This is a genomic window from Nonomuraea sp. NPDC048882, from assembly GCF_040649755.1.
In the GTDB taxonomy this organism is placed as follows: Bacteria; Actinomycetota; Actinomycetes; order Streptosporangiales; family Streptosporangiaceae; genus Nonomuraea; species Nonomuraea maheshkhaliensis.
Window position 1 is genome coordinate 325,381 of the sequence record NZ_JBEZGB010000003.1, and the last position, 24,814, is coordinate 350,194.

At 73.3% G+C, this 24,814-nt stretch carries 19 protein-coding genes; 8 read left to right on the plus strand and 11 right to left on the minus strand.

What is annotated here, in order from left to right:
- Window position 1: 1 nt before the first annotated feature.
- From AB0C27_RS11580 to AB0C27_RS11595, 4 genes are read left to right on the plus strand one after another with little or no spacing between them, the layout of a single operon-like run.
- Complete coding sequence (locus AB0C27_RS11580) at window positions 2–490, plus strand: 2Fe-2S iron-sulfur cluster-binding protein (protein ID WP_346114460.1); 489 nt, start codon at window positions 2–4, stop codon at window positions 488–490.
- The gene (locus AB0C27_RS11585) at window positions 487–1,458 is read left to right on the plus strand and encodes a xanthine dehydrogenase family protein subunit M (RefSeq protein ID WP_357841491.1); all 972 of its coding nucleotides are present in this window, start codon (window positions 487–489) and stop codon (window positions 1,456–1,458) included. The genes AB0C27_RS11580 and AB0C27_RS11585 overlap by 4 nt, the downstream gene beginning before the upstream one ends.
- Window positions 1,455–3,482: a xanthine dehydrogenase family protein molybdopterin-binding subunit gene (locus tag AB0C27_RS11590; protein WP_357841494.1), complete on the plus strand. Its 2,028-nt coding sequence runs from the start codon at window positions 1,455–1,457 to the stop codon at window positions 3,480–3,482. Before AB0C27_RS11585 ends, AB0C27_RS11590 begins: the two co-directional genes overlap by 4 nt.
- A gap of 50 nt (window positions 3,483–3,532) precedes the next feature.
- The gene (locus AB0C27_RS11595; RefSeq protein ID WP_357841497.1) at window positions 3,533–4,048 is read left to right on the plus strand and encodes a DUF6328 family protein; all 516 of its coding nucleotides are present in this window, start codon (window positions 3,533–3,535) and stop codon (window positions 4,046–4,048) included.
- Here the strand turns inward: AB0C27_RS11595 and mnhG are convergent.
- The 8 genes from mnhG to AB0C27_RS11635 form a co-directional block, all read right to left on the minus strand.
- Window positions 3,997–4,314 carry a monovalent cation/H(+) antiporter subunit G gene (gene mnhG, locus AB0C27_RS11600; protein WP_357841500.1) on the minus strand — a complete coding sequence of 106 codons (318 nt, stop codon included), beginning with the start codon at window positions 4,312–4,314 and terminating at the stop codon, window positions 3,997–3,999. The two genes, AB0C27_RS11595 and mnhG, sit on opposite strands and share 52 nt — an antisense overlap.
- Before the next feature lie 46 nt (window positions 4,315–4,360).
- The gene (locus tag AB0C27_RS11605) at window positions 4,361–4,621 is read right to left on the minus strand and encodes a monovalent cation/H+ antiporter complex subunit F (RefSeq protein WP_357841503.1); all 261 of its coding nucleotides are present in this window, start codon (window positions 4,619–4,621) and stop codon (window positions 4,361–4,363) included.
- Complete coding sequence (locus AB0C27_RS11610) at window positions 4,618–5,178, minus strand: Na+/H+ antiporter subunit E (RefSeq protein ID WP_357841506.1); 561 nt, start codon at window positions 5,176–5,178, stop codon at window positions 4,618–4,620. Before AB0C27_RS11610 ends, AB0C27_RS11605 begins: the two co-directional genes overlap by 4 nt.
- A 16-nt stretch (window positions 5,179–5,194) precedes the next feature.
- Complete coding sequence (locus tag AB0C27_RS11615) at window positions 5,195–6,751, minus strand: Na+/H+ antiporter subunit D (RefSeq protein WP_357841509.1); 1,557 nt, start codon at window positions 6,749–6,751, stop codon at window positions 5,195–5,197.
- 15 nt (window positions 6,752–6,766) lie between these two features.
- Window positions 6,767–7,579, minus strand: a complete 813-nt coding sequence (locus AB0C27_RS11620) for a Na(+)/H(+) antiporter subunit C (protein ID WP_357841511.1) — start codon at window positions 7,577–7,579, stop codon at window positions 6,767–6,769.
- Complete coding sequence (locus AB0C27_RS11625) at window positions 7,576–10,359, minus strand: Na+/H+ antiporter subunit A (protein ID WP_357841514.1); 2,784 nt, start codon at window positions 10,357–10,359, stop codon at window positions 7,576–7,578. Before AB0C27_RS11625 ends, AB0C27_RS11620 begins: the two co-directional genes overlap by 4 nt.
- Before the next feature lie 181 nt (window positions 10,360–10,540).
- On the minus strand, window positions 10,541–11,932 hold the full coding sequence (locus AB0C27_RS11630; RefSeq protein ID WP_357841517.1) for an alpha/beta hydrolase: 1,392 nt from the start codon (window positions 11,930–11,932) through the stop codon (window positions 10,541–10,543).
- Between the two features lie 194 nt (window positions 11,933–12,126).
- Complete coding sequence (locus AB0C27_RS11635) at window positions 12,127–12,822, minus strand: SDR family NAD(P)-dependent oxidoreductase (RefSeq protein ID WP_357841520.1); 696 nt, start codon at window positions 12,820–12,822, stop codon at window positions 12,127–12,129.
- Between the two features lie 103 nt (window positions 12,823–12,925).
- Between AB0C27_RS11635 and AB0C27_RS11640 the strand changes: the two genes are divergently transcribed.
- Window positions 12,926–13,804 carry a helix-turn-helix transcriptional regulator gene (locus AB0C27_RS11640; RefSeq protein ID WP_357841523.1) on the plus strand — a complete coding sequence of 293 codons (879 nt, stop codon included), beginning with the start codon at window positions 12,926–12,928 and terminating at the stop codon, window positions 13,802–13,804.
- Here AB0C27_RS11640 and AB0C27_RS11645 read toward each other — a convergent pair whose 3' ends face one another.
- From AB0C27_RS11645 to AB0C27_RS11655, 3 genes are read right to left on the minus strand one after another with little or no spacing between them, the layout of a single operon-like run.
- Window positions 13,805–15,091, minus strand: a complete 1,287-nt coding sequence (locus AB0C27_RS11645) for an MFS transporter (RefSeq protein ID WP_357841526.1) — start codon at window positions 15,089–15,091, stop codon at window positions 13,805–13,807.
- 34 nt (window positions 15,092–15,125) lie between these two features.
- On the minus strand, window positions 15,126–16,241 hold the full coding sequence (locus AB0C27_RS11650) for a mandelate racemase/muconate lactonizing enzyme family protein (protein WP_357841529.1): 1,116 nt from the start codon (window positions 16,239–16,241) through the stop codon (window positions 15,126–15,128).
- Window positions 16,238–17,338: a LacI family DNA-binding transcriptional regulator gene (locus tag AB0C27_RS11655; RefSeq protein WP_357841531.1), complete on the minus strand. Its 1,101-nt coding sequence runs from the start codon at window positions 17,336–17,338 to the stop codon at window positions 16,238–16,240. The genes AB0C27_RS11650 and AB0C27_RS11655 overlap by 4 nt, the downstream gene beginning before the upstream one ends.
- A gap of 283 nt (window positions 17,339–17,621) precedes the next feature.
- Here AB0C27_RS11655 and AB0C27_RS11660 point away from each other — a divergent pair, with 283 nt between their 5' ends.
- From AB0C27_RS11660 to AB0C27_RS11670, 3 genes are read left to right on the plus strand one after another with little or no spacing between them, the layout of a single operon-like run.
- Window positions 17,622–19,295: a TIGR02677 family protein gene (locus tag AB0C27_RS11660; RefSeq protein WP_357841534.1), complete on the plus strand. Its 1,674-nt coding sequence runs from the start codon at window positions 17,622–17,624 to the stop codon at window positions 19,293–19,295.
- Entirely contained in the window at window positions 19,292–20,632 is a 1,341-nt protein-coding gene (locus AB0C27_RS11665) for a TIGR02678 family protein (protein ID WP_357841537.1), read from the plus strand. Before AB0C27_RS11660 ends, AB0C27_RS11665 begins: the two co-directional genes overlap by 4 nt.
- Window positions 20,629–24,783: a TIGR02680 family protein gene (locus AB0C27_RS11670; RefSeq protein WP_357841540.1), complete on the plus strand. Its 4,155-nt coding sequence runs from the start codon at window positions 20,629–20,631 to the stop codon at window positions 24,781–24,783. The genes AB0C27_RS11665 and AB0C27_RS11670 overlap by 4 nt, the downstream gene beginning before the upstream one ends.
- The last annotated feature ends 31 nt before the right edge of the window (window positions 24,784–24,814 follow it).

Here is a 24,814-nt window from a genome sequence, read left to right on the forward strand (position 1 = left end):
CATGGAGATCACCCTGCGGGTGAACGGCGTGCCGCGCAAGGCGGACGTGGACCCGCGAATGTCGCTGCTCGACCTGCTCCGCGAACGACTCGGCCTCATCGGCGCCAAGAAGGGCTGCGACCACGGCCAGTGCGGCGCCTGCACGGTGCTGATCGACGGCCGCCGGGCCAACTCCTGCCTGGCGCTGGCGGTGGCGGTGGACGGCCGCGACATCACCACCGTCGAAGGGCTGGCCGACGGCGACACCCTGCATCCGCTGCAGGCGGCCTTCATCGAGCACGACGCCTTCCAGTGCGGCTACTGCACGCCGGGCCAGCTCTGCTCGGCCGAGGGCATGCTGGGCGAGCCGGGCCCGAGCGCGATCACCGAGGACCTCCTGACCGACCCGGGGCTGACCCCCGACGAGATCAGGGAACGGATGAGCGGCAACCTGTGCCGCTGCGGCGCGTACGTCAACATCGTCACCGCGATCGGCGAGGTGGCCCGGTGAAACCCTTCGAGTACGCCCGCGCCGCCAGCCCCGCCGAGGCCGTGCGCGCCTTCGCCCCCGGCACCATGTACCTGGGCGGCGGCACCAACCTCGTGGACCTGATGAAGCTGGGCGTCGCCGAGCCCGAACGGCTGCTCGACGTCAGCCGCCTGCCGCTCGACACGATCGAGCAGCAGCCGGGCGACCGCGTCCGCATCGGCGCCACCGTGCGCAACACCGACCTGGCGGCCCACCCCGCCATCAGGAGCCGCTACCCGATGCTGGCCAGAGCGGTGCTGGCGGGAGCCTCCGGCCAGGTGCGCAACGTCGCGACCGTCGGCGGCAACCTGCTCCAGCGCACCCGCTGCACCTACTTCCAGGACGTCAGCAGGCCGTGCAACAAGCGCCGCCCCGGCTCGGGGTGCCCTGCCATCGAGGGCGACCACGCAGGCCTGGCGGTGCTCGGCACGTCCGGTGCCTGCGTGGCCACCCACCCCTCCGACATGGCCGTCGCCCTGGCCGCGCTCGACGCGGAGGTGCACGTCACAGGGCCTGGCGGCGACCGCGTCATCCCCATGCCCGGCCTGCACCGGCTGCCCGGCGACGAGCCCGAGCGCGACACCGTGCTCGAACCCGGTGACCTGATCACCGCGGTCGAGCTGCCGCCGCCGCCCCCTGGGGCCTCGCGCTACCGGAAGGTGCGCGAGCGGTCGTCGTTCGCGTTCGCGCTGGTCTCCATCGCCGCCCTGATCGACGTGCGCGACGGCACCGTGGCGGGCTGCCGGATCGCGCTCGGCGGCGTGGCGCACGCGCCGTGGCGGGCCGAGCGCGCGGAACAGGCCCTCATCGGCGGCCCGGCGACCGGGGAGGCGTTCCTCCAGGCCGCAGAGACCGAGCTGGAGCAGGCGGCCCCGCTGCCGGGCAACGCCTACAAGGTGCCGCTGACCCGCAACCTGATCGTCGCCACGCTGGAGGAGCTCGCACAGTGAACCGCATCGAGGGCCGCGTCAAGGTCACGGGGCTGGCCACGTACGCGGCCGAGTACCCGGCCGAGGGCGTCGCCTACGCCTTCGCCGTCCAGTCCAGGATCGCCAAGGGCCGGATCAAGCGCGTCGACGGCGGGCCCGCGCTGGAGCTGCCCGGCGTGCTGGCCGTGCTCTCCTGCGAGGACCCGCCCGCCATGTCCGATGACGCCGATCCCGAGCTGGCCCTGTTCCAGCGCCGCGAGGTCGCCTACCGAGGCCAGATCGTCGCCGCCGTCGTCGCCGACACCTACGAGGACGCCCGCGCCGCCGCCGCGGCCGTCCGCGTCGACTACGACCCCGACGACCACGACGTCACCCTGAGCGCCGACCATCCGGGCCTCTACAAGCCCGACGTCGTCAACCCGGGCTTCCCCACCGACGTGGGCAAAGGCGACGTCGAGGCGGGCCTGGCCGAGGCCGCGACCACCGTCGAGGTCACCTACGAGACGCCCGTCCTGCACAACAACCCGATGGAGCCGCACGCCGCGCTGGCCTACTGGGACGCGGAGGGCAGGCTGATGGTGTACGACACCGCGCAGGGCACCTCGACCAGCCGCGACATGATCGCCACCGCCCTGGGCCTGCCGCCGGAACAGGTCCGCGTGGTGGCCAGGCACGTGGGCGGCGGGTTCGGCTCGAAGGGCACCACCAGGCCCCAGGCGGTGCTGGCCGCGCTGGCCGCCAGGGCGGTGGGCCGCCCGGTCAAGATCGTGCTCACCCGGCAGCAGATGTTCGACGTCACCGGCTACCGCACGCCCACGATCCAGCGGCTGCGGCTCGGCGCGGACGCCCAGGGCCGGCTCACGGCGCTGGAGCACGTGGCGTACGAGCAGAGCTCCACCCTGATCGAGTTCGCCGAGCAGACCGCGGTTCCCGGGCGGGTCATGTACGCCACCCCCGCGCTGCGCACCACGCACCGGCTCGTCCGGCTGGACGTGGCCACGCCGTCGTGGATGCGCGCCCCGGGCGAGTGCCCCGGCATGTACGCGCTGGAGTCGGCCATGGACGAGCTGGCCTACGCCGCCGGCCTGGACCCGGTCGAGCTGCGGATCGTCAACGACGCCGAGACCGAGCCCGGGACTGGCCTGCCGTTCAGCTCCCGCGACCTGGTCGGATGCCTGCGCGAGGGCGCCCGCCGGTTCGGCTGGGAGCGCCGCGACCCGGCGCCGGGGATCAGGCGCGAGGGGGAGTGGCTGGTCGGGACCGGCGTGGCCGCCTCCACCTACCCGGCCAGGCGCCTGCCGTGCCAGGCCGTGGCGACCGTGCGGGACGACGACTTCCTGATCCAGGTGGCCGCCGCCGACATCGGCACCGGCGCGCGCACGGCGCTGACCAGGATCGCGGCGGACACGCTGGAGGTGGCGCCCGAGCGGGTGCACGTCGAGCTGGGCGACAGCGACCTGCCGCGGGCCCCGGTGGCGGGCGGGTCCATGGGCACGGCCTCGTGGGGCTCGGCCGTGGTGCGCGCCTGCGAGGAGCTGAAACGCGACGGCAAGCAGGGCCGCGCCGACACCGCCGAGGAGATCAAGGGCGACGCCGAGCTGGCCAGGCACGCCTTCGGAGCGCAGTTCGCCGAGGTGCGGGTCAGCTCGGTGACCGGCGAGATCCGCGTCGCGCGCCTGCTCGGCGTCTTCGCCGCCGGGCGGATCGTGGACCCGGTGCTGGCCAGGTCGCAGTTCATCGGCGGGATGACGATGGGCATGGGCATGGCGCTGATGGAGGAGACGCTCACCGACGCGGAGTTCGGCGGCTTCCTGCACCGCGACCTCGCCCAGTACCACGTCCCCGTCTGCGCCGACGTACGCGACGTGGAGGCGGTCTGGCTGGACGAGAGCGACGGCGAGCTCAACCCGATGGGCACCAAGGGCATCGGCGAGATCGGCATCGTCGGGACGGCCGCCGCGATCGGCAACGCCGTCTTCCACGCCACCGGCCACCGGGTGCGCGAACTCCCGATCACTCCGGCGAAGATCCTCATGAGGTTTTAACCCCCTTTGGCAAGGAAGAGGAAGTCTCTCGTGGAAGGCGGGAGGCGGCGTTGAAGAACGAGTCGGATCAGGAGCGCGCTGATCGCAATTTCGTCGAGCTGCTCCAGGGCGCCAGGGTCGCGGTCACCGGCGTGCAGGTGCTGTTCGCGTTCCTGCTCACCGTGCCCTTCTCCACCGGGTTCGCCCGGATGGACCAGGCCGACCGGTGGCTCTACTACGCCGCGCTGATCAGCGCCGCGGTCGCGTCGATCTGCTACATCGCGCCGACGGCGCAGCACCGCGTGCTGTTCCGGCAAGGGCTCAAGGAGACGCTGGTACGCCGGTCCAACCTGTACGGCATCGCCGGGGCGCTCGCGCTGGTGGTGTCGATGACCACGTCGACCATGTTCGTCATCGACTACCTGTTCGAGGCGACGCTGGCGTGGGTCACCGCGGGCCTGCTGGCCGTGTTCGCGCTGTGGACGTGGTTCGGCCAGGCCGCGCTCAACCGGCAGGGCGAGGTCGGTCCCCGGGATCAGTCGGCCGACGGCAGCTCGGTGTCGTCGTCGGAGGACTCCCGCGAGTAGGCCGCCCGCCCGATCATGTACGCCGCCACCGGCACGGTGATCACCTGGGAGATCGCGACCAGCAGCAGCGGCCCGGCGGTCGCCCAGCCGGGCCGGTGCAGCCACATGGCCAGCAGCACCAGCAGCACGCCGAGCACCTGCGGCTTGGTGCCGGCGTGCATACGGTTGAACGTGTTGTGGAAGCGCACCAGGCCGACCCCGGCCGACAGCGCCAGCAGCGCGCCCGCCAGCAGGCAGGCCGCCGCGGCCACGTCCAGTACGTTCACCGCGCCATCACCGCTGTCACGCCGCCGGAACCGGCACCACGAGACCTCACCGCGACCGCCCCGAGAAGAACCTGGCCAGCGACACCGACCCGACGAAGCCCAGCAGGGACAGCACCAGCAGGATCGGCAGGTCCGAGTAGTCGTCCCTGGCCACCGCGAACGCCCCGGCGCCGCACATCGACAGCGACGTGAACACGTCCAGCGACATCGCCCGGTCCAGCATCGTGGGCCCGCGCGCCACCCGGTAGAGCGAGGCAGCCGCCCCGGCCCCCAGCAGCACGAGCGTCACCGCGTACACCGACGTCATTCCAGCTCCTTCCGGTCCCCGCGGGTGCCGAACGCCGCCACCACGCGCGCCTCCAGCGCGGCCACGTCCGTCCGTACGGCGTCCGCGATGTCGCCGGGCCGCCCCAGCACGTGCAGCATCAGCGCCCTCGGGTAGGCCTCCAGCACCAGGCTGCCGGGCACGGTCGACAGCGCCACCATGACGATCACGGTCATGGCCTCGGACGACGTGCGCAGCGGCACCAGCACGAGCTGCGCCGGCGGCCGGCCGGGATGCGCCACCCAGAACACCACCCGCACGGTCGAGGTCACCATGTCCCAGCCGAACCAGAGCAGGAACCGCACCAGCCCCGCCGGATGGATCCGGATCCCCGGGTCGAGAACGGGCAGCGGCAGCAGCCACGTCACCACCAGCCCGGCCGCCACCCCGCCCAGCACGTTGCCCACCGACACGTCGCCCCACAACGTCACCCACACCAGCGCCAGCCAGGCCACCAGCGGCAGCGGCACCCGCCGCCCGAAGATCCGCACGACGAACCGCCTGGAGATCCGCCCGGTCGTCAGATCCCGCCGTCTCACGGATGCCTCCCCGAAATCACGGATGCCTCCCCAGAACCGCCGAGATGTACGGCTCACGCGCCATCAGCTCCGCCGCCGCCCGCTGCGCCAGCGCCGACAGCGGCCCGGCCAGCACCGTGAACGACAACCCCAGCGTGACCAGCGCCGCCACCGACAGCGGCAGCGCGGCGGGCAGCGCGGTCGTGGTCACGACCGGGTCCTCGCCGGTACGCTCCTCGCTCTCCACGACCCGGCCCATGCGGTCGGCCCTCGGGCCGCGCCAGAACGCCTTGCCCCACACCTTCGCGACCGCGTACAGCGTGAGCAGGCTCGTCACCAGGCCGGCCGCCACCAGCGTGACCGGCAGCCACCCTCCCTCGGCCAGCCCCGCCTGCACCAGCATGAGCTTGCCCAGGAATCCCGACATCGGCGGGATGCCCGACAGGTTCATGGCCGGGACGAAGAACAGCACGGCGATCAGCGGCGCCGCCCGCATCAGCCCGCCCAGCCGGGTCACCGACGTGGTGCCGGTGCGCCGCTCGACCATCCCCACCACCAGGAACAGGCTCGTCTGCACGGTGATGTGGTGCACCACGTAGAAGACGGCCCCGGCCAGCCCGGCCACCGTGGACAGGCCGACGCCGAACACCATGTACCCGATGTGGCTGACCAGCGTGAAGGAGAGCATGCGTTTCATGTCGGTCTGCGCCACCGCGCCGAGCACCCCGGTCAGCATGGTGGCCAGCGCCACCCACATCAGCAGCGTCGAGACCGGCCCGCCGGGGAACAGCAGCGCCTCCAGCCGGATGATCGAGTAGACGCCGACCTTGGTGAGCAGCCCGGCGAACACGGCCGTGGCCGGGGCGGGCGCGGTCGGGTAGGAGTCGGGCAGCCACGCCGACATGGGGAAGATCGCCGCCTTGATCGCGAACGCCAGCAGCAGCGTCAGCTCCACCAGCAGCTTCACCTGCTCGGGCAGCGTGGCGAAGCGCTCGGCCAGCTGCGCCATCGACAGCGTCCCTGTGGCGCCGTAGGTGATGGCCAGCGCGATCAGGAACAACATCGACGAGGCCAGCGCCATCAGCGTGTACGTCGCCCCCGCCCGGATCCTGGCCTCGGTGCCGCCGAAGGTGAGCAGCACGTACGAACCGCTCAGCAGCAGCTCGAACGCCACGAACAGGTTGAACAGGTCCCCCGACAGGAACGCGTCCGCCACCCCCGCCACCATCACCAGGAACGCCGGATGGAAGATCGCCATCGGCGCGTCGTGCTCCTGCTCGTCGTAGGAGTTGGCCACCGAGTACGCCATCACGCACAGCGTCACCGCCGACGACACCACCAGCACCAGCGTGGAGAGCCGGTCGGCGACCAGGCAGATCCCGACCGGGGCCGCCCAGCCGCCCAGCTCGGTCACCAGTGGCCCGCTCGTGTCGGCCGCGACCAGCAGCACCACCGAGACGGCGAGCGAGAGGCCGAGCGTGACGAGGCTGATGAGCGACTGCAGCCGGCGCAGCCGCCCGCCGATCGCCAGCTTCACCCCGGCCGCCAGCAGCGGCAGCAGCACGGGCACGCAGACGAGGCTGGAAAGGGGCACGGGACCGTCCATGGGTCAGTCGTCGCCCTCCAGTTCGGGGTCCTGCGCGAGCGCCTGCCGCTCCCGCTCCTCCCTGATGGCCTGCCGCATCTGCTTACGCGCCTCCTTCTGGCGCGCCTTGAGCTGTTTGAGCATCTCCTTCTCGCCGGCGGCCTGCCCGGCCCGCCTGCGCTCGTACTCCTCGCGCAGTTGCTCGATGCGTTCCAGGTTCGACATGGCGCCCGTGTCGTCGCGCAGCCCGGCCTCCTCCAGGCGCAGCTGCAGCTCCTCCTCCGGCAGGCCCTGCTCGCGCAGCCGCCTGGCCCACTGTTCGAGCTCGCTGTGCACCCGGGAGATGCGCTGCTCCAGGTCGGCCTCCTCCAGCCGCTCCCGCTCGGCCTGCTCGGCCTCCAGGTTCGCCAGCTCGGCCCGCTGCTCGACGACCAGCCGCCGGTAGGCGTCGCGCTTGGCGCGGACGGCGTCGCCCAGCTCGCCGCGCCGGGAACGCAGCCGCACCCGGCGGTCCTCGGTGTCGTCCTGGACCTCGTCGCTGCCGGTGAGCTGCCACGAGCGGTGCACCATGGCCAGCAGGAACGCGGTCACGCCCAGCGTGATCACGATGGCGGTGAGCACCATGGCCTGCGGCAGCGGGTCGGCCATGCCGGACCGGCCGACGAAGGGCGGGCCGCCCGCGTCGCCGCCCGCGGTCACGATGAGCAGGTTCACCCCGTTGCCCAGCACGATGACGCCGGCCAGGACGCGGACCAGGCTCCGTTCCAGCAGCAGCGTCACCCCGACGGTGATCATGATGCAGCAGGCGGCGAAGGGCAGCAGGGAGACGCTGTTCACGGGGTCTCCTCCGCGTCGATCTGCCGGTCCAGCTCCGCGCCCAGGCCACGCAGGACGTCCTGGACCATGCCGATGACGGAGACGTACACGCCGAGGTCGAACAGCAGGCCCGTGGACAGGTGCACGTGCCCCAGCAGCGGCACGCTCACGTCCGTGGCCAGCATCTCCAGCGCCGCCCTGCCGAACAGCAGCCCGATCAGCGCCGTGCCCGCCGACAGCGTCAGCCCGGCCCCCATCAGCTCGCCCGCGTGCACGGGCACGGACGTGGCCAGCTCGTTCCTGCCGCCCGCCAGGTAGCGCACGGTGATCGCCAGCCCGGCCACGATGCCGCCCGCGAACCCCCCGCCGACGCCGCTGTGCCCGATGAACAGCAGGAACCCCGAGAGCGTGAGCACGGTGTGGAACGTCAGCCTGGCCACCACCTCAAGCGCCAGCGCCGCCTGCCCGCGCGGCAGCGTGGCCGCCAGCCAGTGCGGGCGCTCCTCCGCGCGGTGCCCGGCCCCGCCCCGCTCGATGCTGTACGACCTGCGCCGCAGGAACACCATGCTGGTCACGCCCAGCGTCAGCACGATGATCACCGCGCTCTCGCCCAGCGTGTCCCACGCCCGGATGTCGAGGATGATGGCGCTGACCACGTTGCGCGCGCCGGACCGCTCCGCCGCCTCCTCCATCAGCGCCCCGACCGGCTCGGTGCCGCGCGCCGCCATGGCCACCATGCCGCCGCCCGCGGCCACCACGCCCGCCGCCAGGCCCAGCGCCAGCCTGACCGCGACCGGCACCCGTCCCCTGACCGGCTGGATCGGCAGCCGCCGCAGCACCAGGGCGAACACCACCAGGCTCAGCGTCTCGGCCAGGAACTGGGTCAGCGCCAGGTCGGGCGAGCCGTGGGCGAGGAACAGCAGGGCGGTGCCGTAGCCGGTGAGGCCGACGACGAGGGCGAGGAGCACGTACGCGCGGGAGAACAGCGCCAGCACGGCGGCGGCGGCCAGCAGCGTCACCACGACGGGCTGCTCGGGCCGCTGCCAGAGCAGGATCGGGACGTCCACGTGGGGCGCGCCGCCGTACACGACCGAGAACAGCCCCACCCCGACCCCCGCCAGCAGCGTCAGCATCAGGTAGTCGGGCACGGATCCGCGCTGGATGAAACCGGTGAGCTGGATGGCGAACCGGTCCAGCCGGCGGACGGCCAGCCAGAAGAGCTGGCCGGAGTCGGCCACGTGCAGCGCCGCCCCCGCCCGCGCCACCGGGGCCCTGGTCAGGAAGAGCAGCAGCCCGGCCGCCAGCGCCAGCGCCGACAGCAGCAGCGCGGGTGTGAAGCCGCTCCACGGCACGAGATGGGCGTGATGACCCGCTTCGCGAAAGGTGTTCGTGTAGCCGGACATCGCGCCGCCGTACCAGGAGGTCAGCGGCGCGAGCACCAGCCCCAGCACGGCCAGCAGCGCCGCGGGAGCGGACATGGCCGCCGGCGTCGGGCGCACCTGACGCGCCGGCACGCCCGGCTTGCCGGCGAACGCCCCCCACAGGAAGCGCAGCGTGTACGCCGCCGTCAGCGCCGAGCCCGCCACCACGCCCACCAGCGCCGGCGAGCCCACCAGTGCCTCCAGCGCCGCCTCCTTACCGGCGAACCCGGCCAGCGGCGGCAGCCCCGCCATCGACGCGCCCGCCAGCACCGCCGCCGCGCACACCCACGGCATCGCCCGCCCGACCCCGCTCAGCTCGCGCAGGTCCCGGGTGCCGGCCGCGCGGTCCACGATGCCCACGACCAGGAACAGCGCCGCCTTGAACAAGGCGTGCGCCAGCAGCATCCCCACGCCGGCCAGCGCCGCGCTCCTGGTGCCCGCCCCGAACAGCAGCACCAGGAAGCCGAGCTGGCCGACCGTCCCGTAGGCCAGCAGCCGCTTCAGGTCGTTCTCCCGCAGCGCCCGCCAGCCGCCCAGCAGCATCGTCACCGCGCCGAGCGGCACCGCGACCGCCCGCCACACCACCAGGTCGCCGTACGCGGGCCCCAGCCGGGCCAGCAGGTACACCCCGGCCTTCACCATGGCCGCCGCGTGCAGGTACGCCGACACGGGCGTGGGCGCGGCCATCGCGGCCGGCAGCCACGTGCTGAACGGGAAGATCGCCGACTTCGACAGCGCGCCCACCAGCACCGGCAGCACGGCGACGGGCGTGAGACCGGGCGGACTGGCCACGATCTCCGAGATCCGGTACGTTCCCGCCGCCTGCCCGAGCAGCACGAACCCGGCCAGCATCGCCAGCCCGCCGAGCGTGGTGACCGTGAGCGCCTTCATCGCGGCCTGCCTGCTCACCCGGCTCTGCGGGTCGGACCCGATGAGCAGGTAGGAGAAGACCGTGGTCAGCTCCCAGAACACGTACAGCAGCAGCAGGTTGTCGGCGGTGACCAGGCCCAGCATCGACCCGGCGAAGGCCACCATCACACCGCCGTAGCGGCCGAGCCCCTCGTCGCCCTCGGGGAAGTAACGGGCGCTGTAGCAGAGCACGAGCACGCCGACCCCGGTCACCAGCGCCGTCATCAGCAGCGCCAGGGGGTCGAGGCGGAAGGAGAACTCCAGGCCCATGACCGGCGCCCACGGGGTGCTCTCGCGGGCGGGCAGCCCGCGCCATCCCGCCCAGCCCGCGTAGACGAAGCCGGCCGCAGGAGGCAGGGCCAGCAGCGCGAAGGAAACGGCCCGGCCCAGGCGTGGGACCAGCCAGGGAGCACAGACCGCGGCGACCGCGTGCAGAATCAGCAGCGACTCGACAGGCTGCAGGGGACCCACGGGCTCCTCGGGCTCTCGGGCGGGAATCTCCGGTTACATCCGCCCAATCTGCCCCTCCGCGCCACCGCGGCCACGCAGGCGCGGCCGGGATTGACCCGAACGTCACCAGTCCCACACCGAGGGGTGGGACTGGTGACGTTCTGTGTGCGCGGTCGTGCGCGCGGTTTTGTGTGCGCGGCCCTCAGGTCTTGGTGCTCGTGCAGGTGCTCGGCTTCGGCGCCACCGCCGTGATCAGGTACCGGTCCACCTTGGCGTCCAGGCAGTCCGAGCCGGTGGCGTAGCCGGTGTGACCGTCGGCGTCGTTGGTCAGCAGCACGCCCTTCGACAGCTGCCCCGCCAGCGCCTTGGCCAGCTTGTACGGCGTCGCCGGGTCACGCGTGGTGCCCACGACCACGATCGGCGGGGCGCCGTCGGCCTTGACCTTCTTCGGGTAGCGGGTGCCCTTGACCGGCCAGTACGGGCACGGCTCCTCGGGGTGGTCGACACAGTTGACGGCCATGAGGGCGTCGAGGCTGTTGTCGTACCTGCCGTCCGGCATGCGCCCGTTGTAGCCGTCCGCCAGCAGCAGCAGCCTGGTGCCGTCGCCGCTCTCGTACGCCTTCGCCAGCGCCTGCCGCAGCAGCGGCCAGCTGGAGGACTGGTACATGGCGGCGTTCACCGCGGTGCGCACGATGGCCTCGTTGACCTGCCTGCCGTCGTGGTCGTTGCGCAGCGGCGAGGCGTCGGCGCGCTGGTACAGCTCGTCGAGCTGCTTCATCGCCGCCTTGACCGTGTGCACGCGGAACGGGCAGTCCTTCGACTTGAAGCAGTTGCGCAGGAACGACTTCGTCGCCACGTCGAACCCGCGGTCCTGGTCCGCGTAGAAGTCCGCGGCGGGCTGCGAGGGGTCCTCCGCGCCGTCGAGCACCATCGTCCTGATGCGCTTCGGGAACAGGTCGGCGTAGATCGAGCCGAGGTAGGTGCCGTAGGAGAAGCCCAGGTAGTTGAGCCGCTCGTCGCCCAGCGCGGAGCGCAGCACGTCCATGTCCTTGGCCACGTCCACGGTGCCCACGTGGGACAGCAGCGCCTTGCCCGAGTGGGCCAGGCAGGACTTCGCGAACACCTTGTCCCACTTGTCGGCCCGCTTGGCCTCGGTGCGGTTGTCCGGGGTGGGGTCGAGGGCGAGGTAGGTGTCCTGCCGGACGGTGTCCAGGCAGCGCACCGGCGAGGAGCCGCCGACGCCCCGGGGATCGAAGCTGACGATGTCGAACCGCTCACGCACGGCCGCCGAGACCGTGGCCCCGCTGCCCTTCAGCGCTGCCACGCCCGAGCCGCCCGGGCCGCCGAAGTTCAGCACGAGAGAGCCGATCCTCTTGCCGGTGGCGGGAAGACGGGTCAGGCTGACCTTGATCTTCTTGCCGTCCGGCTTGGCGTAGTCGAGGGGGACGGTGATGTCCGCGCACTCGTAACCGTTGCCGCAGGCGGTCCAGGCCGGTCGCTGTCGGTAGTAAGCGTCAAGCCCGCCGGACTCCGCGGCCCTGACCGGGCAGGCGGGGCCCGCTACAGCGAGCAGACCTGCGACGGCGGGCGTCATGACTCTACTTAGAATTCGCATACTCAGACATGGGTAGGCAAATGATTCGAGGACCTTTATAGGCAACCGAAAAGATCCACCGCAAGTGCCGTCAGATCGTTTAGGGCGCGCATTTGCCCAGGTCGGCGGCAGGGCAAGGGATAGCGATTTTAGTAAAGAAAAATCGCGCCTCCCCGCCCTCATTCCGACCGGTCTCACCAGGCCATCGGGCCCCTCCGGTCACGGAAGACCCCGGTCGGCCCGTCCTCACCGATGGTGGCCAGTTCGACGATCGCGTCCGTGCCCTCGGTCACCGTCTGCGGCCCCGCGTGCGCGTTGAAATCGGTCGCGGTGTAGCCCGGGTCGGCCGCGTTCACCTTCACCTCGGGCAGCGCCTTGGCGTACTGCATCGTCAGCATGGTCACGGCCGCCTTCGACGGCGAGTAGAGCGGCGCGACCGCCTTCGACTCGGGGCGGGAAGGGTCCTGGGTGGCCGCGAACGACCCCATGCCGCTGGAGACGTTGACGATGACCGGGTTCGCCGACCGGCGCAGCAGAGGCAGAAACGCGTGCGTCACCCGGACGATTCCCACCACGTTGACCTCCAGCACCTCCCTGGCGTCGGCGGCGGTGATCCGGTCGGCGGGCTTGTGCGTCCCGTGCACGCCCGCGTTGTTGACGAGGACGTCGATGTGGCCCTCGTGCGCCTCGACGTCGGCGGCGGCCGCGGCCACCGACGTGTCATCGGTCACATCGATCTGGACGAAACGGGTGCCGAGCGCGTCGGCGGCGGCCCGGCCGCGCTCGGGGTCGCGGGCGCCGACGAGGACCGTGTGCCCGGCCTCGATCAGGCGGCGGGCGGTCTCGTACCCGAGGGACTTGTTGGCTCCGGTGATGAACGTCGTGGTCATGCGTCCACTCTCGGCCGGTGCCGGACGGCCGGCCAGTGCCCCGCGCGACGGTGGGTCGGCCAGTACCAGGCAGGACGGCCGGGCGCGAGGCAGGATGGGAATCGTGGACGAGACTCTCGGAACGGCGCTGCGCCGCTGGCGCGACCGGCTCTCTCCCGCCGACGTCGGGCGGATCGCGCGGGCCGGGCGGCGCGCGGCCGGGCTGCGCCGCGAAGAGCTGGCCGAGCTGGCGGGCCTGTCCGTCGACTACGTGGTACGGCTGGAGCAGGGCCGCGCCACGCGCCCGTCGGAGCAGGTCGTCGCGAGCCTGGCCAGGGCGCTGCAACTGGCGCCCGCCGAACGCGACCACGCCTACCGGCTGGCCGGCCTGCTCCCGCCGCGCGACGGGACGATCTCCACGCACGTCCCCGCCGGGGTGCAGCGGATGGTGGCCCGCCTCGGCGAGTTCCCCGTCGGGGTCTTCGCCGCCGACTGGACCCTGCTGTCCTGGACGCCCGCGTGGGCAGTGCTGCTCGGCGACCCCGCCACCCGGTCACCGGCCGAGCGGAACCTGGTGCGGGCGGTCTTCGCCACCGGGCCGCGCGGGCTTGCCGCCTGGCCAGTCCTGAACGAAGGCGACGCGCTCGGCCCCGCCCTCGTCGCCGACCTGCGGACCGCGATCGTCGACCACCCGGCCGACCGCGGCCTGAGCGGCCTCGTCGCCGAACTGCGCGCCACCAGCGCGGAGTTCTCCCGGCTGTGGGACGAGGGCGCGGTCGGCCGGCACGTCTCCGCCCGCAAGGTCATCGTGCATCCCCAGGTCGGCGAGGTGACGTGCGACTGCGACGTGCTCACCGTGCCCGGCTGCGAGGTCAGGCTCGTCGTCTACACGGTGGCGGCGAACTCGGCCGACGCGGAGAAGCTGGAGTTCCTGCGGGTCACCAACGGCCTGTCCGCCGACGGCTCCCCGCCCTCGCCGCGCGGCCCGTTCCCCACGCCGTGATCAGGCGGCGGTGACCTCGGGGACCTCGGGGACCGCGGGGCGCATCCTCGTATAGAGGAACAGTGAGAGCCCGCCCAGGATGGCGACCAGCCCCAGGATCGACAGCCCCAGCGTGTACGTCCCCGTGGCCGCCAGCAGCGCGCCCACCAGGGCGCCCGCCACGACGCCGCCCCCGCCGGCCCCGAAGCCGTTGATGATGCCCGTGGCCGGGCCCACTACGTGCGCGGGCAGGTCGGTCACCGCGATCGCCCAGATGTTCGGCGTGTACGCGGCGGTGAAATAGCCCAGCCCGAGGCAGATCAGCGAGAACTGCGCCACCGGTGACCCGGTCAGCGCCACGCACGCCAGCAGCACGCCTCCCACCACGAGGCCGGAGATCGCGATGGGCCCGCGCCGACCCGAACGGTCGCCGAGGATCATCATCGGCACCGTGAGCAGCAGCGAGACCAGGTACGGCGCCGCCGACAGCAGCCCGTTGACGCTCGGCGCGAACCCGAACGTCGGCACGATCAGCGGGATGTACAGCGTGATGCCCCAGAACAGCATGCCGTTGGCGAAGTAGCTGAAGACGAGCAGCAAGAACCGCCCGCCGCCGAAGGACGCGAACGTGAGCTTCTTGCGCGCGCCCTCCTCCGGGGTGGCCCGGATCGTGGTGCCCGGCGCCGTCGGCAGGAAACGGGCGTAGAGCGGCAGGATCACGAGGAGGCCGATCGCGCCGAGCGCCCAGAACATCGGCCGCCAGCCGAACGACGCCTCGATCGGGGTCAGCAGGAAGAACCCGAGCGCCAGCGCGAGATACTGCCCGTAGTACTGGATCATGGCGCTGGCCCTGGTCATCTCCCGCTCGTCGAACCAGGCCTTGGCCATCCTGAACTGCTGCGGCCAGTAGACCCCCTCGAAGATACCCACTCCCACGCGCAGCGCGACGAGCACCCCCACGGAGTCGGTGAACCCGATGAGCAGCGTGCACACCGAGTAGCCCGCGACCGTGACGAGCAGGATCCACTTGGCGTCCACGCGGGCGGTGAGGAAGCCGCCGAGGAAGTTCGAGATCAGATATCCGACCAGGAACGCGGTCAGCGCCAGGCTCGACGTGGCGGCGAAGCCGTCGCTGGCGAAGCCGAGGTCGGTGCTGATGTTCTTGATCCCGATCGACAGGTTCGAGCGGTCGAGGTAGGCGACGAACAGGCCGACGAGCAGCAGGCCGCTGATGCGCAGCCACTTGTGCGGAAGCGAGGGGGCGGTGGAGGGGAGGGGGTGCGGGGTGGAACGCTGATCCGATGGCACGGGGTCTTCCTTAGTGCTGGAACTGTGGTGGTGGTCAGGCCCGATACGCCTCGATCACCGAACGGTCGATCTCGATGCCGAGCCCAGGACCTTGAGGCACGGACATCACCGGCCCGATCTCCAGGTCCGACAGGGTCTGGCGGAACGAGTTGGGCGCCTGGTCGAGCTCGATGACCGGCGGCGTGCGCCCGAGCGAAGGGGTCACCACCGGCAGCGCGGTGGCCAGGTGCAGCCCGGCCGCCACCGTGATCGCCGACCCCCACACGTGCGGCAGCGTCGGGATGCCGTGGACGCTCGCCATGCCGGCGATCAGCAGCGTCTCGCGCAGCCCGCCGCAGGCCGTGGCGTCGGGCTGGAGCAGGTCCACCGCCCGCGACTCGATCAGCTCGGCGAACCCCCACCGCGTGTACGCCGACTCGCCGCCCGCGATGGGCACCGCCGTGGCCGCCCGCAGCTCGCGGTAGCCGGCCAGGTCCTCGGGGATGACCGGCTCCTCGAAGAACCACAGCCCGTCGGACTCGGTCTCGCGGGCGAACGTCAGCGCCTCCGCCGTCGTGTAGCCGCGGTTGGCGTCGGCGGCCAGCTGTGTCTCGGGGCCGAGCGCCGCGCGGACGCGGTGCACGCGCTCGACGTCGGAGCGCAGGTCGGCGCCGACCTTCATCTTGACGTGCCGGTACCCCTGATCGAGGAGGTGGCGCGCCTCCGCCTCCAGGTCGCCGGCCCACTCGCCGTCGTAGTAGAACGCGGAGGCGTACGCGTCGAACGAGGCCGGCGCACGCCCGCCGAGCAGCCGGTGCACCGGCTGGCCCAGAGCCTTGCCGACGGCGTCCCACAGGGCGATCTCGATGCCCGAGATCGCGGCGATCGGCACCCCCGCGCGGCCCCACTCGCGGCTGCGGTTGTACATCGACTCCCACAGGGCCACGTGCTCGAACGCGTCCGCCCCGAGCAGGAGCGGGGCGAACACCGTCTCGATCAGCGCCCGGCTCCCCTCGGCCGGGCCGAAGCACTCGCCCCACCCGGTGACGCCCTCGTCGGTCACGATCTCGACGAGGCAGCTGGAGCGCGTCTCCCAGTGCCACTGGGACATGCCGAACGGCGTGCGCAGCCGCTCGGTGACGACGTGCGTCTCCACCCCGACGATCTTCATGACCCCTCCTCCTTCGCGGCCGACACGGCGACTTGTGTGGACGGCGCGCTGCCCTCCGTGTCCGGCGCGGCACCCGTCGCGGTGGGCGCGGCGACGGAGCCGCGCCGGACCAGCGTGCTCGGCACCACCCGCGGGCCCGGGGCGACGCTCTCGCCCGCGGCCAGGTCGAGCAGGAGCCGCCCGGCCAGGGCGCCCATTTCCTCCACGGGCTGGTCGATCACGGAGATGGGCGGGCGGTGCAGTGTCATCCAGCCGGCGTCGGTGAACCCGATCACCGAGACGTCCTCGGGGCAGCGCAGGCCGGCCGCCATGATCGCGCTGACGATCCCCTCCGTGACCAGCGCGTTGAACCCGATCATCGCGGTCGGGCCCGTTGCGGTCGGGCCGGGCCGCGTGCTCAGCAGCTCGGCGGCCGCGGCCTGCGCGCCCGCCCGGGTCCCGTCGGTGTGCCGGACGATCCCGCGCCGCCCGGGGTGCCGCGCCAGGGCCGCGCGGAAGCCCTCCTCGCGGGCCCGGGTGGTGGACGCCTTCTGCGGGCCGGCGATCAGGGCGATCTCCGTGTGCCCGTACGAGATCAGCTCCTCCGCCGCCGCCCCGACGGACTCCCGCTCGTCGGTGACGACGGCGGGCACGGGCAGGCCCTCCAGCACCCGGCTGACGCTCACCACGTGCCCGAACGCCGGCAGGTCGGCCGCGCTCAGCGAACTGCCCACCGACGGGACGATGACCAGCCCCGTCGGCCGGTACGAGCGCAGCAGCTCCAGCTGGCGGCGCTCGATGCGGGCGTCGTCGTCGCAGTTCATCAGCATCAGCGAGTAGCCGCTGCCGGACAGCCGGCGCTCGATGGCGCGGTGCAACCGAGCGTAGAAGGGGTTGCCGATGTCGGCCACCAGCACCCCGACCATCGGCGTACGGGACGCGCGCAGGCTCCTGCCGACCGCGTTGGGCCGGTAGCCCTGCGCCTCGATCGCGGCCAGCACGGCGGCCCTGGTCTTCTCGCTGACCTGGCCGGTCCCGTTGAGGACCCGCGACACCGTCTGGGCGCTCACCCCGACCGCCCGCGCGACCGTGTAGATCGTCGCCTTCGTCTCCGCCACCGTCCGGCTACTCTCCGCGCTGTTATCGATAACTGTGGACAAAACCGCACGTTACCTCGTCGTGGGACGAAGCGACAAGCCCCCTCCGGACTCCGGCCGTGACGCCAGGGGCCGTCCTGGCCGACCGGGATCACGCGCGCTATCCCGAACCCGGCCATACCGCCCCCTGGCGTTCCCATGCGTGCGCCGAACGCCCGTGATCTGCTCGCAAACAGCGGTCCCGCCGCCGGTCTCTCCCGCTACGGTGGCGTCCGGACAATCGTGCGGCGAGGGGAGCGGGGCGATGGCGGAGCCGCCACGGGTGCCGCCGGAGATGTTCCGGTTCACCACCACCGAGCGGGCCGACCTGCACACGGCGGTCCTGCACGCCTTCGGCGAGGCCGGCGAACGGCTCGAAACGGCCCTGACGGTCGAGCAGGTCCGCGAACGGCTGCGCGAGACGGGCTGGTACGCCCCCGTACGCGAGCAGGAGCTGGCCGCCACGCTCAAACAGCTCGCCGGCTGGGGCCTGCTCGACGTGATCTTCAACCACGCCGGCAGCTTCGCCACCGCCGAGGAGTACGAGCGCAGGAACCTGCACTACTCGCTGACCAGGCGGGGCGAGGCGGCGGTCGCGGGCGTACGGCACGCCATGGCCGCGCTGGAGTCGGCCGGCGCGCTGCAGACGGCCGTGCTCGACGCCATCGCCGACCGGCTGCGCGAGCTGGACGGCCTGCTCCGCGACCCCGACCCCGGGCGCAACCGGCGCATCTTCACCGCGCTCCAGGAGCTGGAGTGCCACCTCGACGGGCTGCGCGGCAACACCCAGCGCTTCAACGGCGAGCTGCAACGCCTGCTGCGCGTCGAAGGCGCGGACATTGGCACGTTCCACGAGGTCAAGGCGGCCACGGTGGCCTACCTCCAGGAGTTCGTGACCAACCTGGAGCAGCGCGGCGACGCCGTCGCGGCCGGCGTGCGGGCGGTGGCCGGTCACGGGGCCGGTCACGGGGCCAGTCACGGGGCCGGACACGGGGCCGGACACGGGGCCGGACATGGGGCCGGCCCCGGTTCCGGCAATGGGGTCGCCGTGCTGCACGCCCGCGCGCTCGACGGCGCCGACCTGCCCGCCGTGCCCGGCGCCGACCACGCGGGCCCGTGGCTGGTGGCCAGGCAGGCCAAGTGGGAGGGGCTGCGGCAGTGGTTCGCCCCCGAGGAGGGGGCCGCCGACCCGCGGCCGCGCGTGCGGCAGCTGCACGACGTGGCGCGGCGGGCCATCGTCTCGCTGCTCCAGGTGCTCGACCGGATCACCGACTCGCGCCGCCGCTCCTCCAGCGCCGCCGCCGACTTCCGTACGCTGGCCCGCTGGTTCGCCGCCGCGCCCGGCGAGCAGGACGCGCACCGGCTGTGGGAGGCGGCCTTCGGGCTCGGCTCGGCCCGCCACGCCCACCTCGGGCACGCCGACGCCGAGCTGATCCCGGCCGGGGTGCCCTGGGCGCTGGCCGAGCCGGTGGAGGTGTCGGCGCTGCTGCGTTCGCGCGGCCGTACCGAGCGGATGGGCCGGACCGGCCGGGTGCGCGACGTGGCGGCGTTGCGGGCCCAGCGCAGGGCGCGGGCCGGGCGGGAGCGGGCCGAGCTGGAGGCCGCCTGGGCGGCGTTGGTCACCACCGGCGCGATGCGGCTGTCGCGGATGGGCGACCTCGACCACGACACGTTCGGCCGGCTGCTCGACCTGCTCGGCCGGGCCCTGGCCGAGCGGCCCGACTCCACCGGCTTCCGGCGGGCCGTCACCTCCGACGGAAGGGTGGAGATCGTGCTGCGGGCTCCCGACGACGGCGCGGTGGCGGTGTTGCGCACGCCCGAGGGCTGGTTCAGGGGACCCGACTACCTCATCGACGTACGCGCCCTGGGCGAGGCCCGCGATCTCCGTGGTGAGCTCCGCGGCGGGGCCGGGCTGCGCGGGCGGGCGGCGGGCGAATGAGCAGCCTGGCCAACCAGCTCGTCCGGGCCGAGAAGGAGGAGATCGCCCGCGCGATCAGGACCCTGCTCGGCCGCCCCCTGGTGTCCCGGCACGACGACCCGGCCGCGTTCGACCTCATCAGGAAGCGGCGCCGGCCCCTGATCCAGTGGTTCGACTACTTCTGCGGCTGGCGGCTGGTCGTGGAGCCGCGCCAGGGGTACGCCCGCCTGGTCAAGGTCAAGACCGAGCCCGGCGCCACCCGGCCCGCGCGCCGCCGCCGTACCACGAGGGCGCCGTTCGACCGCCGCCGCTACACGCTGCTCTGCCTGTGCGCGGCCGAGCTGCTCACCTCGCCGGTCACCACGATCGGGATGCTGGCCCAGCGGGTCGTGCAGGCGGCCGCCGTGGAGGAAGGGGTGCCCGCGTTCGACCCGGTCAGGAGCGAGGAGCGGGCCGCGTTCGTGGACGCGCTCAAGCTGCTTGAGCACTACGGGGCGCTCACCGCCATGGACGGCGCCACCGACGCCTACCTGGACGACGAGGACGCCAAGGTGCTCTACCGGGTGGACACCACCCGCGTGATCCGGCTGCTGGCCGCCCCGGTCCCGCCGTCCCGCGTGGCCGCCGAGCTGGGCGGGCATCCGGCCGCGCCGGACGCGCACGCCGGCACCGCGCCGTCCGGCGGGCATCCGGCCGCGGGCGCCGCCCCGATGAGGGAGGGCGCGGTGTCGAAGGATCTGGTGGGGGAGGGGTCACCGGTGCTCGCGGGGCTGACGTTCGAGGCGCGTTACGGCGGCGACGAGCCGACCACGACGCAGCGCACCCTCTGGGCCCGCCACTCGCTCATCCGCCGCCTGCTGGACGAGCCCGTCGTCCACCGCGACGAGCTCACCCCCGACCAGGCCGCCTACGCCGACTCCCTTACCGGCCGCCGGTTGCTGCGCCGCGCCGCGGGAGAGGCCGGGTTCGTGCTGGAGGAGCGGGCCGAGGGTTTCCTGCTCATCGACCCCGACGGCATCGCCACCGACACCCGCTTCCCCGACGACGGCAGCCACGCCAAGGTGGCCGCCCTGCTCATGCTCGACCTGCTCGTCACCTCCGGTCCTGTCACCGACGCCAGGCTCGACGCCGAGGCGGCCGGGCTGCTGCGCCGCTTCCCCCAGTGGGCCAAGGCGTACCAGTCCGACGGGGGCGGGCCGCGGCTGGCCGCCGACGCGCTTGAGGTGCTCACGTCGTTCGGGCTGGCCCGCCGTGCCGGGGGCCGGATCGCCGCCCTGCCCGCCGCCGCCCGTTACCGCAACCGTCCGCAGCACCCAGGCCTCGGGCTGCGGGCCTCGCACGTACAGGAGGAAGTTTGACGGTCACCGAGCTCACCCCGTCGCGCCCCGCGCACGGGATGGACGCCCGCTGGACTCCCGTACGCGCCGGGATCCTCAACGTGTGGCGCTACTACGACGAGGTGTTCGAGTTCCACCGGGGGCGGCTGCTGCTGCGCGGGCCGAACGGCAGCGGCAAGTCCAAGGTGCTGGAGCTGCTGCTGCCGTACGTGCTGGACGCCAGCCTCAAGCCGAGCCGGCTGTCCACGTTCGGCGGCACCGAGCGCACCATGCACTGGAACCTCATGGGCGACGGCGCCGGCGGCGCCACCCGGGTGGGCTACGTGTGGCTGGAGTTCCGGCACGCCGACGGCCGCTGGTTCACCTGCGGCGCCCGGCTGCAGGCCACCGTCCACACCAAGAACGTCACCGCCACCTACTTCACCACCGAAGCCCGCGTCGGCACCCCCGACGGCGTCAGCCTCAGCGGCGAGGCCGGCCAGCCGCTGACCAAGGCGCAGCTCGCCGACGAGCTCGACGGCTGTGGCACGGTCCACGAATCGGCCGCCTCCTACCGCACCGCCGTGCGCCAGACGCTCTACCCGGGGCTCAACGAGCAGCGCTACGACTCCCTGCTCACCGCACTGCGCCAGCTCCGCACCCCCAAGCTGTCCGAGCGGCTCGACCCTGGGCTGCTGTCGGAGCTGCTGTCCAGCGCGCTGCCACCGCTGGGCGAGGGCGAGATCCACGAGATCGCCGAAGGCTTCGAACGGCTCGACCGGCGGCGCGAGGAGCTGCGGCTGCTCGACCGCGATGTGGAGGAGGCCGACCGGCTGGCCGTCCGGCAGCGCGGCTACGCCCAGCGCGTCCTGCGGGCCGCCGCCCACGCCGTCACCTCGGCCGGCCACACGCTGGAGACGCTCGCCGCCGAGGTCAAGGCCAGGCGCGACGGGCTCAAGGAGGCCGAACGGGAGCTCGACGCCACGTCGATGCGGCTGGGGGAGGAGGAGGCCCAGGAGCTGGCCCTGGCCGCGCAGATCGACGGGCTCAAGGAGAGCGAGGCGTACCGGACGGGCGGCGACCTGCACCGGCTGCGCACCGAGGCGCGCGCGGCCCACGACCTGGCCGCAGGGCTGCGCGACCAGGCGGGCCAGGCGGCCCGAGCGGTGACCGCCAAGCAGGACCTGTCGGCCCGCGCCGCCGGCGTCGCCCGCGCCGCCGCGGCCCTGGCGGATCGCGCCCGCGCGGAGGCCCGCCACGCGGCCGAACGCGCCAGCCTGCTGAGCGTGCACGAGGAGAGCGAACGAGCGGTCGCCGCCGAGGCCCCCGCAGGCCCCCCGGCCGAGCCCACCCAGCTTGACGACACGAGCGACCCCCCACGACCCATCCCCGAGCCCGACGGTGGCGTGACTGCCGGCCGGGGGGCCGACAGTGATGAGGTGGTGCGGCGGGCGCGGGAGTTGTTGCGGGCCGCCGTCACCAGCCGGGCCGCGCAGATCAGGGACGTCAGGGCGGGCGCCGTCCGGCACGACGAGGCCGTCAGGCGCCGCACCGAGGCCGAGCACGAGCGTGACCAGGCCCGCGACGACCTGGCCGCCGCTCAGGAGGCGCACGAACGGGCCGGGCGCCGGTGCGAGGAACGCGCCAGCGACCTGGCCGCCGCCCTGGCCGACTGGGCGGGCGGCTGCGCGCAGCTCCAGCTCGACCCCGGCACGCTCGCCGGCCTGGCCGCCGACTTCGAGCGGGCCGACGACCTGGTCGGCACCGCCCGTACGATGGCCGCCGTCGAGCTGACCACCCGCGAGCAGCACGTCACCAGCCGGCGCGCCGGGCTGCTCACCGAGCGGGCCGAGCTGGCCAGGGAGCGCGAAAGCCTCACCGACCAGGCCCTACTGGAACCGCCCGCCCCGCACGCGCGGGCCACCGCCGCCAGGCCGGGACGGCCGGGGACCCCGCTGTGGCGGGCCATCGCGTTCAGGTCCGGGCTCGACCCGGTCGCCCAGGCCGGGCTGGAGGCGGCGCTGGAGGCGTCGGGGCTGCTCGACCTGTGGTTGCGCCCCGACGGCGGGTTCGACGCGGGCGAGCACGACGCGTTCGCCGTGGCCGCGCTGTCCAGGCCCGCGCCCGGCTACAGCCTGGCCCACGTGCTGTTCACCGAGTCCGACTCGCCGGTGTCCGCCGACACCGTGCTGGCCGGGATCGCGTTCGCGCCCACCGCGATCGGCGTCGACCACCCCGCCGTCATCGGCGCCGACGGCACCTGGCGGCTGGGCCCGGCGGCGGGCCGCTGGGTCAAACCCGAGCCCTCCTACATCGGCGCCACCGCCCGCGAACGCGCCAGGCGCCGCCGCGTCGCCGAGCTCGACGACCGGCTCGGCGAGCTGGCCGGTCGGATCGCCGAGTGCGACCACCTGCTCGCCGTCATCGAGGCCGACCGCGACACGCTGGTCGCCGAGCTGCGGCGCAGGCCCGACAGGACGCCGTACGCCGACGCGCTCCATGACCTCGACGGCGCGGTGCGCAAGGTCGCGCTGCTGGAGGACCGGCTGCGGGCCGGCGAGCAGCGCCTGCGCGAGCGCGAGCAGGACGTCGGCCGGTCGCTGCGCCGCCTCACCGAGCTGGCCGACCGGCATGCCCTGCCCGCCGCGCCGCCCGCGCTGGACAACCTGGAGGAGGCGCTGCGCACCGCCGAGACGACCGGCACCGTCTGGCACGACCGCCGCGCCGACGCCCGCGCCGCCCGGGAACGCGCCGAGCAGGCGGAGGCGACGGCGGGCGAGTACGAGCGCCTCGCCGTCCAGGCCGTCGAACGGGCCGAGGAGGCCGCCGCCGCCGCGATGGTGCTGGCCGAGCGGCTGACCGCCGTCGAGTCCGCGATCAAGCCGGGCATCGATCGCGAGGACGGGCCCGCGCACGCGCACGTCCTGGAACGGCTGCGCGAGGCCCAAGGGGCTCACCAGGCGTGCCGCCGACTGATCAAGTCGATCAACGACGGCCTGGCGAAGCTGAACGCCGAGCTCGGCCGGCTCAGGGGTGAGCTCGGCACCGCCGAGGAGCGGCACGCCGAGGCCAGGCGGGCGCGCGACGAGGTGTCCAGGCGCTTCCGCCGCCTGGCGGCCGGGCACCTGCCGGTCGACGCCGGGGTGACGATCGAGCTGGCGCCGGAGGCCGGGACGCGGGCCGTGCTGGAGGCGGCCAGGGCCGTGGCAGGGGAGCTGGCGGCGGTCCCGTACGAGCACAAGCATGTCAGGGAGGCCGAGACGCGGCTGCAGGACGCCTTCCACCACGCCAGGGAGATCCTGGCCGGCCGCGCGGACCTGGAGCTGGCGCCGGACGAGGACGTGCAGGTGCTCACCGCCACCGTCAACGGCGTGCGGGCGGGCGCCACCGCACTCAGCCAGGCGCTGCGCGAGGAGCGCGACGAGCGGCGCACCGACATCACGGAGGCCGAGCGGGACCTGTTCGACCGCACGCTGGCCGGCGACACACGGCGGCACCTCGCCGACCGGATCAGGCAGGCGACCGCCCTGGTCGAGAGCATGAACCAGCGTCTCGAACGCGTCCGCACCGCCTCCCGGGTCGCGGTGCGGCTGGTGTGGCAGGTGGACCCCACCCAGGCGCCCGGCACCCGTGCCGCCCGCGACTTGCTGCTGCGCGACCCCGCCGGACTGAGCGAGGCCGACAAGGAGGCCCTGTACGTCTTCTTCATGGACCGCGTGGAGGAGGCGCGGGCCGACGACTCCTCGGCGAGCTGGGAGGACCAGCTGATGAGGGTGCTCGACTACACGGCCTGGCACCGGTTCGTGGTCCGGCTCGACCGAGGGGACGGGCAGGGCTGGCAGGAGCTGACCAGGAAGCTGCACGGGGCGCTGTCGGGCGGGGAGAAGGCGATCGCGCTGCACCTGCCGCTGTTCGCCGCCGTGGCCGCGCACTATCAGACCGATCCAGGGTGCCCGCGGTTCATTCTGCTGGACGAGGTGTTCGTCGGGGTGGACAGGACGAACCGGGGGCAGGTGTTCGACCTGCTCGTGGACCTGGGGCTGGACCTGGTGCTCACCTCCGACCACGAGTGGTGCGAATACCGGGAGCTGGACGGCATCGCGATCCACCAGCTCATCACGGGCGACGGCGACGACGCGGTGACGACCGCCCGTTTCGTCTGGAACGGCTACCGCACGGTCCCAGGCGACTGACGTCCGGTACGGGCGATCGGCGTCGTTCGCG

What these genes read in the sequence shown, in the direction of transcription:
- AB0C27_RS11630 (WP_357841517.1), bottom strand. Translation starts at nt 11,932, where the DNA reads ATGACGCCCGCCGTCGCAGGTCTGCTCGCTGTAGCGGGCCCCGCCTGC.
- AB0C27_RS11605 (WP_357841503.1), bottom strand. Translation starts at nt 4,621, where the DNA reads ATGACGTCGGTGTACGCGGTGACGCTCGTGCTGCTGGGGGCCGGGGCG.
- AB0C27_RS11660 (WP_357841534.1), top strand. Translation starts at nt 17,622, where the DNA reads ATGGCGGAGCCGCCACGGGTGCCGCCGGAGATGTTCCGGTTCACCACC.
- AB0C27_RS11635 (WP_357841520.1), bottom strand. Translation starts at nt 12,822, where the DNA reads ATGACCACGACGTTCATCACCGGAGCCAACAAGTCCCTCGGGTACGAG.
- AB0C27_RS11580 (WP_346114460.1), top strand. Translation starts at nt 2, where the DNA reads ATGGAGATCACCCTGCGGGTGAACGGCGTGCCGCGCAAGGCGGACGTG.
- AB0C27_RS11665 (WP_357841537.1), top strand. Translation starts at nt 19,292, where the DNA reads ATGAGCAGCCTGGCCAACCAGCTCGTCCGGGCCGAGAAGGAGGAGATC.
- AB0C27_RS11650 (WP_357841529.1), bottom strand. Translation starts at nt 16,241, where the DNA reads ATGAAGATCGTCGGGGTGGAGACGCACGTCGTCACCGAGCGGCTGCGC.